We start from the raw sequence: 1,142 nt of genomic DNA, 5'->3' as shown, positions 1-1,142 counted from the left end.
GGGAAGGGAGACAAAAGCGATCGCGTTAGCCGAGCTTCCCCCAAAATCAGGTGCCACTGCTGCAACCCTAAATTATTAAGACAATCGGCTAGCAACAGCAGAATTTCCCCATCTGCCAACAGCCCACCAACTCCCAATAATTCTACCCCCGACTGGTAAAACTCTAGTTGACGTCCGTGGTTACCTATAGTTGGTCGTCGAAATACATTGGCATTGTAATAGAGTCGCTGGGGTAAAGATAGGCAGGCTTCACTATTACTGCCAGCAATACGACTAACCATTGCTCTGGCTATGGATGCTGTTAATTCTGGACGCAGCCCCAGGGTTCCTTCCTCAGCATCGTGCAACTGAATAACCGTGGAACGTTCGACAGCTCCTCCTGCCATCAGAGTATCCAACCATTCTAGGGTTGATGTGATAATCCGGTGGTAACTCCAGCGGTGAAATACTTGCTGTAAGTGGTTAGCAATCCAGCGTTTTTGGGTAACTTCTAGGGGAAGTAAATCCCTTGCCCCTGGGGGTGGTTGATGAATCATTACTTTTTCTTTCCACCAAATAAACCACCAAATAAGCCACCACCAGATTTATTGGAAGGTTTCCCTTTAGCTGCTTGAGGCGAAACCTTTGGTTGGCTACCGCCACTTTTCGGGGTTAATTCATTGAGAATCTGTTTCGCCTTCAATGCTTTTTCGTTCTGAGGGTTCAATTGCAACGCCTTATTAATGTGTACTTTAGCCATTGTCCCCTTATTTTGCTTCAAATAAGCAATTCCCAATAAACTATGGCAGTCGCTATTGTTTTGGTCCAACTTCAGAGCTTCTCGCAACTCCAGAACTGCCGCAGCAAAATTGTTCTTCACCAAATATCCTTCAGCACGCCGGATATAGCTATCCACTCGTGATACTCCCTTAGTCCCAACGGACCCTCCCTGTGATGTTGCACCGGTAGTAGTCTGACTATTTGGCTGGGTCACACCAGTTGCTTGAGTTTTCACAGGGGTTGATACAGGAGTTTTTACCGTTTCGCCCTTACCACTTTTACACATCAAATAAACTAGGTTAAGTTCACTGATTTCGGCAATTTTTGCCAAGGCTTGGTCAAGGGCTTGGTATTGCTCTGATGCTAGGTGGTCAACTGAGGTT

General features: G+C 46.3%; 2 protein-coding genes. Both read right to left on the bottom strand.

The features are described from left to right. The coding region (locus F6K49_RS51535) for an ATP phosphoribosyltransferase regulatory subunit (protein WP_293110729.1) at window positions 1-536 on the bottom strand (536 nt) is incomplete at its 3' end. Next, window positions 536-1,142 (bottom strand): tetratricopeptide repeat protein (locus F6K49_RS51530; RefSeq protein WP_293110726.1); only part of this gene is annotated, 607 nt, incomplete at its 5' end. The genes F6K49_RS51530 and F6K49_RS51535, both read right to left, overlap by 1 nt.

The organism is Moorena sp. SIO3I6 (assembly GCF_010672095.1).
This window is presented reverse-complemented; position numbering and strand designations above follow the sequence as displayed.